The organism is Streptomyces sp. NPDC054932, from assembly GCF_053610205.1.
In genome coordinates this window covers 1-7,654 of sequence record NZ_JBSGXU010000284.1, presented here as the reverse complement: position 1 = coordinate 7,654, position 7,654 = coordinate 1, and the positions used below count along the sequence as shown (strand labels likewise).

Here is a 7,654-nt window from a genome sequence, read left to right as displayed (position 1 = left end):
ACGACCGGATCGGCGTCGAGGACAGCTTCTTCGACCTCGGCGGCGACTCCATCCGCGCCGTCACCCTCGTCGGCGCCCTGCGCGCCGCCGGATACAACCTCGCGATGCGCGAACTCTTCGAGCAGAGAACGGTCGCCGGACTCGCCACGGCGGTGACCGGCCGAGAGATGCACTCAAAGGTGGAAACGACCGTGGAACCGTTCGCCCTCATATCCGCCCGCGACCGGGCCAGGCTGCCCGAAGGCCTCACCGACGCCTACCCGCTGTCCCAGACCCAGGCCGGCATGGCCGTGGAACTCCTCGCGGACGAGGGCACCGGCAACTACCACACCGTGACCGCGCACCGGGTCCTGGACGGCCGTCCGTTCTGCGCCGAGACCCTCCGGCAGGCGGTCGACCTCGTCGCCGCCCGCCACGACGTGCTCCGCACCTCGGTCCACCCCACCGCGTACTCCGTACCGATGCAGCTGGTCCACGACCGGGTCGAGCTCCCCGTCCGCACCCGGTCGCTTCCCGGTCCCGGCGCGGACGCACTCGAAGCACAGATCAAGGAGTTCATCGCCGACGAGCGCGCCGCGCTCTTCGACCTGGCCACCGCCCCGCTGCTGCGGGTGTCCGGCCTGGTCGAGAGCGACGAGGTCTGGTGGCTGGGCCTGACCCTCTCGCACATCGTCCTGGAGGGCTGGTCGCACGCCTCCCTGGTGATGGAGATCCTCGCCCTCTACCGCGAACTACGGTCCGGCGAGGAGCCCACCCCGTACCGGGCGCCCGCCGTCCGCTTCGCCGACTTCATCGCGGGCGAGCTCCAGGCGCTGGCGTCCGACGAGGACCGCGCCTACTGGAACGGTCTCGTCCAGGACCGCTCCAAGTTCTCCCTGCCCGCCGGCTGGGGCGAGGCCCCGGGCAAGCCGGGCGGTCCGACCAGCAGCCGGGTCGACTTCCACGACCTGGAACCCGAGCTGCGCGCCCTGTCCACGGAGTCGGGCGGTTCCCTCAAGAGCGTGCTGCACGCCGCCCACCTGAAGGTGCTCAGCCAGCTCACCGGCGAGCGCACCTTCTACACCGGCCTGGTCTCGCACGCCCGCCCTGAGGCCGAGGGCGCCGACCGCGTCTACGGCATGCACCTCAACACCCTGCCCTTCCCCTACGAGGGCACCGCGGGCACGTGGGGCGGACTGGTGCACCAGGTCTTCGAGCGAGAGCTCGACATGTGGTCGCACCGGCGCTTCCCGCTGGCCGCGATCCAGCGCTCGATCGGCGCGGGCGGCCGGATCGTGGACGTGCTCTTCAACTACGTCGACTTCCACCAGGTGGACTCCGGGGTCGTCGACACGGGCGTGAAGGTCATCGACTCGCCGACCGAGTTCGCGCTGTCCGTTCACGCCAACGCAGGACAGATCATCCTGGCCGCCGACTCGCAGACGCTGAGCGGGCCGGGCGCCGAGCGGCTGGCCGCCATGTACCGGACGGTGCTGGAGGCCATGGCCGAGGCGGGTCCCACCGGGGACGCGACCGCCACCTATTTGCCGGAAGGAGAGCGCGAGCGGTTGTTCGGGCACTCCACCCCTGAACAGGAGACAAGCGTGGCGGGCCGAGTGCACGAGGTGTTCGAGGAGCAGGTGGCGCGGACGCCGAACGGTGTCGCGCTCTCCTTCGAGGGCGAGGAGCTGACGTACGCGGAGCTGAACGCCCGGGCGAACCGGATCGCGCACGTCCTGCGCGCCAAGGGCGCCGGCCCGGAGACCCTGGTCGGCCTGTGCCTGGAACGCTCCCTCGACCTGATTCCCGCCCTGCTGGGCATCCTGAAGTCCGGCGCCGGCTACCTCCCGCTGGACCCGGCGAACCCGGCCGACCGGCTCGCCTACATCGTCCAGGACGCCGCCGCACCCATCGTCGTCACCACGTCCGCGCAGGCTCCGATCCTCGACGGCCGCTACGAGGGCGAGCTGCTGCTCCTCGACGACCACGCCGACCTGATCACCGCCCAGAACGACACGAACCCGCAGGTCACAGGCTCGCCCGAGAACCTGATCTACACGATCTACACCTCCGGCTCCACCGGCCGCCCCAAGGGCGTCGCCCTCACCCACGCCAACGTCGTACGACTCCTCGGGACCGCGCAGCGCCACTACGGCTTCGACGAGACCGACGTCTGGCCCCTCTTCCACTCCTATGCCTTCGACGTCTCCGTGTGGGAGATGTGGGGCGCCCTGCTCCACGGCGGCCGCCTGATCGTGGTCCCCTTCGCCGTCACCCGCTCGCCCGAGGAGTTCCTCGACCTCCTCGTGGACGAGGAGGTCACGGTCCTCAACCAGACGCCGACGGCCTTCCGTTCCCTCGTCGGAGCCGCCCGCGACGGCGACCGCCGGATCAAGCAGCTGTCCCTGCGCGCCGTGGTCTTCGCCGGCGAGAAGCTCGACGTCGCCGAGCTCAAGCCGTGGGTGGACCGGATCGGTCTCCGCCGCACCGCGCTGATCAACATGTACGGAATCACCGAGACCACCGTCCACACCACCTACCACCGCCTCACCAAGCGGGACCTGGACCCGCAGGCGGGCAACCCGATCGGCCGTCCGCTCAGCGACCTGCAGGTCCATCTCCTGGGTGAGACGGGTGAGTTGGTGCCGGTCGGTGTCACCGGTGAGATCCACGTCGGCGGCCCGGGCGTGGCCCGTGGCTACCTCGGCCGCCCCGACCTGACCGCCGAACGCTTCGTCCCCGACCCGTACGGCCCCGCCGGCTCACGCCTCTACAAGAGCGGCGACCTCGCCCGCCGACTGGCCGACGGCAGCCTGGAGTTCCTCGGCCGCATCGACGACCAGGTCAAGATCCGCGGCTTCCGCATCGAACTCGGCGAGATCGAAGCCGCACTCGCCGCACAGCCCCAGATCCGCGACGCCGTCGTCATCGTCCGCGAGGACCAGCCCGGCGACAAGCGCCTCGTCGCCTACCTCACCACCCAGGGCGAAAACACCCCCACCCCCGCCGACCTGCGCGCCCCGCTCACCGCCGAGCTTCCGGAGTACATGGTCCCCGCCGCCTTCGTCATCCTGGAGCAGCTCCCGCTCACCACGAACGGCAAGCTCGACAAGCGCGCCCTCCCCGCACCCGGCCAGGACGCCCTCGGCAGCACGGCCGCCTACACCGCCCCCCGCACCACCACCGAGCAGCGCATCACCGACGTCTGGCAGAACGTCCTCGGCCACGACCGGATCGGCATCCACGACAGCTTCTACGACCTCGGCGGCGACTCCATCCGGGCGCTGTCCCTGGTCGGCGCCCTGCGCGAGGACGGCTTCGACCTCTCGGTCCGCGACGTGCTGGAGCACCGTACGGTGGTCCGCCTCGCCGAGCTGGTCACCGGCCGCGACACCGTCGAAGCCACCGCGGCCGTCGCCCCGTACGCCCTGATCTCCGACGACGACCGCGCGAAGCTCCCCACCGGCCTCGACGACGCCTACCCGCTGTCGCAGGCGCAGCTCGGCATGCTCGTCGAGATGCAGGCCGGCGGCGGCCGCAACCAGTACCACAACGTCTTCTCCATGCGGATCCGCGACGAGCTCCCGCTCGACGCCGACCTGCTCGCCGAGGCCTCCCGGCAGATCGTCGCCCGGCACGACGCCCTGCGCACCTCCGTGGACCTCACCACCTACTCGGTGCCCATGCAGCTCGTGCACACCGAAGTGGACATGCCGCTGGAGGTACGGGACCTGCGGGGCCTGGGCCGCGAGGGCGTCGAGCAGGCGGTGCGCGAGTTCACCGCCGAGGAGCGGGCCCGGCTCTTCGACGTGGAGCAGGCGCCGCTGATGCGGATCGCCGCGCACAACGAGGGCGACGGGGCCTGGTGGCTCGCCTTCACCGAGTGCCATGTGGTGATGGAGGGCTGGAGCACCTTCTCGCTGGTCATGGAGGTCCTCGACCTCTACCGCGAGCTGCGCACCGGCGCCGTTCCCACCCCGTACGACCGCCCGGCCACCCGCTTCGCGGACTTCGTCGCCGCCGAGCTGGCCTCCCTCGCCTCCGCCGGGGACCGTGCGTACTGGGCCGCGGCGGTCGGCGGCAGCGCCAAGTTCGAACTGCCCGCCGGCTGGGGCGACCCGTCCGGGTCCGAGCGGACCGGCTCCTACGGCACCGTCCCCTACGGCGACCTCGAGCCTTCGCTTCGCGCCCTGGCCACCCGCTCCGGCTCCACCCTCAAGGGCGTGCTGCACGCCGCCCACCTGAAGGTGATGAGCCAGCTCACCGACGAGGCGTCCTTCTTCACCGGCCTGGTGACGAACGCCCGGCCCGAGGCGCGCGGTGCCGACCGGGTCTTCGGAATGCACCTCAACACGCTGCCCTTCGTCCACGACCGCACCGCGCGGACCTGGCGCGAGCTGGTCGAGCGCACCCACGCCCGGGAGGTGGAGCTGTGGGAGCACCGCAGCTTCCCGATGCCGGAGATCCAGCGCGAGCTGAACGACGGCCGCCGGCTGATCGACGTGATGTTCACCTACCAGGACTTCCACCAGATCGACACGGACCGCATCGACACGGACGCCACCGTCGGTGAGGGAGCCCTCGAATTCGGGCTGCGCGTGTCGGGCGTCGGCGGGATCGTCGGCCTCAACGCCAACAGCCGTCAGCTGAGCCAGGAGAACCTCGACAGGATCGCGGTCATGTTCCGCCTGGTGCTGGAGGCCATGGCCGCCGACCCGGAGGGCGACGCGCAGGGCGTGTACCTGCCGCAGGTCCCGGAGTGGAACGCCACCGCGACGGACCTCGTCCCGGGTACGGTCCCGCAGTGGTTCGAGGCGCGTGCCGCCGAGACCCCCGAGGCCGTGGCGCTGCGCCACGACGGCCCCTCGCTCTCGTACGGGGAGCTCGACGCCCGCGCCAACCGGCTCGCGCACCACCTGCGTTCGCGCGGCATCACCGCCGAATCCCGGGTGGCCGTACGGCTGGAGCGCGGCCCGGACCTGATCGTGGCCCTGCTCGCGGTGTGGAAGGCCGGAGCGGCCTACATCCCCGTCGACACCGGGTACCCGGCGCAGCGCGTGGCCCAGATGATGGACAGCGCGGCCGCCTCCCTGCTGCTGGACCGGATGCCGGACGACGCCCTGCTGGCGGACTGCCCGCGGACCGCCCCGGCGCGCCGGGACGACCCCGACACCCTGGCCTACATCATCTTCACCTCCGGCTCCACCGGCCGGCCCAAGGGCGTGGAGGTCCCTCACCGGGGCCTGGCCAATCACCTCCAGTGGGCCGCGTCCCACCTGGCCGGGGCCGGCACGAGCGGTGCCCCGCTGCTCTCCTCGCACGCCTACGACCTGCCCGTGCCCAACATCTGGGCGCCGCTCGTGACCGGCCAGCCGCTGACGCTGCTGCCGGCCGACACCTCGATCGCCGATCTGGGCAAGCGGCTCGCGGACGGGGCTCCGTACAGCTTCGTCAAGCTCACCCCCTCCCACCTCGACATCCTCACCCAGCAGTTGACCCCGGAGCAGGCCGCGGATCTGACACCGCTGATCGTGGTCGCGGGCGAGCCGCTGTCGGACGCGACGGTCGCGGGCTGGCGCACGCTGTCGCCGGGGACCCGCCTGGTGAACGAGTACGGGCCCACGGAGGCCTCGGTCGGTACGAGCATCCACCCGGTGCCGCAGGAGACGGACGGCGGGATCGTGCCGATCGGCTCCCCCCTGCCGAACATGGCCATGCACGTCCTGGACGGGCTCCTGCAGAAGGTGCCGACCGGGGTCACCGGCGAGCTGTACGTGGCGGGCACGGGGCTGGCGCGCGGCTACAGCGGCCGTCCGGACCTGACGGCCGAGCGGTTCGTGCCCAACCCGTACGGCCCGGCGGGCAGCCGGCTGTACCGGACGGGCGACCTCGTACGGCGCCTGCCCGACGGGGCGGTGGAGTTCCTCGGCCGCACCGACGACCAGGTCAAGATCCGCGGCCACCGGGTGGAGCTGGGCGAGATCCAGACCGTCCTGACCGGGCACCCGGAGGTCTCGGCCGCGTACGTGACCGTCGACGAGCCCACCCCCGGCAGCCCGCGGCTGATCGCCTACTACACCGGTGACGGCGGCCTGCCCGCGACGGGCCTGGCGGAGCACTGCACCGACACCCTGCCGGCGCACATGGTCCCGGCGGTGTTCACGCACCTGGCCGACCTGCCGCTGAACCCGAACGGCAAGGTGGACCGCAAGGCGCTGCCCGCCCCCGACGCCTCGGCGGGAACCGGGGAACGGGCGGTCAGCGAGCCCGTCACCGAGACCGGGAAGATCCTCGCCGGGATCTGGTCCGAGCTGCTGGGCATCGAGCGGATCGGCACCGGGGACAACTTCTTCGCGCTGGGCGGCCACTCGATGCTGATCATCAAGGTGATGGCGGCGGCCCGTAAGAAGAGGCTGCCGATCTCGCTCCAGATGCTCTACCAGACCGGCACCCTGGGTGAACTGGCCGCGGCCGTCGACGCGCACAGCACGGCGGTACGGGCGACGGCGAAGGCGCCCGTGGCGGCGGCCCCGGCGGCCCCCGCTCCGGCCGTGCTGCCCTCGATGACCGAGCACAAGGTGCCGGGCGCGGTGGTCGTGCTGCTGCGGGACGGCGAGCCGGCGAGCGTGTCCGCGTACGGCGTGCTCAGCGCGGACGGGGCGCAGCCGGTGACCCCTCAGACGCTCTTCCAGACCGGCTCGATCAGCAAGCACGTCACCGCCCTCGGCGTGCTGCGCCTGGTCGACCAGGGTGTCCTGGCCCTGGACGAGGACGTGAACACGCGCCTCACCTCCTGGCGGATCACCACGCCCGAAGGCACCCCCGCGATCGTGACGCTCCGTCAACTCCTGTCGCACCGCTCCGGGTTGACTCTCGTGGCGAACGACGGCTACGGTCCCGGCCGGGCCATGCCGACGGTGCTGGACCTGCTGACCGGCTCGGACGCGGTGGACAACGCCCCCGTCCACTCCGAGCGGGCCGCCGGAGCCGCCTTCGAGCTCGCGAACACGAACTACATGGTGATCCAGCAGCTGCTGGAGGACGTGACCGGCAAGCCCTTCCCCGAGCTGATGCGCGGCCTGGTCTTCGAGCCCCTGCGGATGGCCTCCAGCAGCTTCGAGCAGGACTTCCCGCAGAGCGCCGGCCGGGCCGCCGCGGTCGGACACGACGCGCAGGGCCGCGTCGTGGACGGCGGCTGGCGGGTGCGGCCGCAGGTCGCGGCCTCGGGCCTGTGGTCCACGGCCACCGACCTCGCCAAGGTCGTCGGCGAGCTCCGCCGTTCCTACCGGGGAGAGCCCTTCGCGCTGATCTCCCAGGAGCTCGCGGCCCAGATGCTGACGCCCGGCGAGGACAGCTTCTACGGCCTCGGCGCGGTGGTCGACGGCATCGCCCCCGACCTCGAGGGCGGACACGGCGGCGAGCCGCACGGCTACCGCAACATGCTGCTCGGCCGGATCTCGGACGGCACCGGCTTCGTCGTCCTGACCAACGGCGCCGGCGGGCGCGAGGTCGTCAAGGCGGTCGGCCAGTCCCTGCGCGAGCAGGGCCCGGCCCTCGGCGACGGCCGCCTCGCCGAAGCCTGGGCCGCCGGCCCGGGCGCCGGCCCGGGCACGGGCACGGGCCGTACGCACACCCCCGCGGGGTGACCCCCGGCCGTCGGCCGGGCCCCCGACCC

The 7,654-nt window shown here is 72.3% G+C and carries 1 protein-coding gene and 1 pseudogene; both read left to right on the top strand.

Translation table 11 applies throughout. The features are described 5' to 3' along the window. Positions 1 to 8: 8 nt before the first annotated feature. Positions 9 to 143: pseudogene (locus ACWGE1_RS38765) on the top strand (phosphopantetheine-binding protein); the annotation flags it as partial. 48 nt (positions 144 to 191) lie between these two features. Beyond that, a complete protein-coding gene (locus tag ACWGE1_RS38760) occupies positions 192 to 7,625 on the top strand; it encodes an amino acid adenylation domain-containing protein (RefSeq protein ID WP_453425170.1) in 7,434 nt (2,477 codons plus the stop codon). Positions 7,626 to 7,654 lie beyond the last annotated feature (29 nt).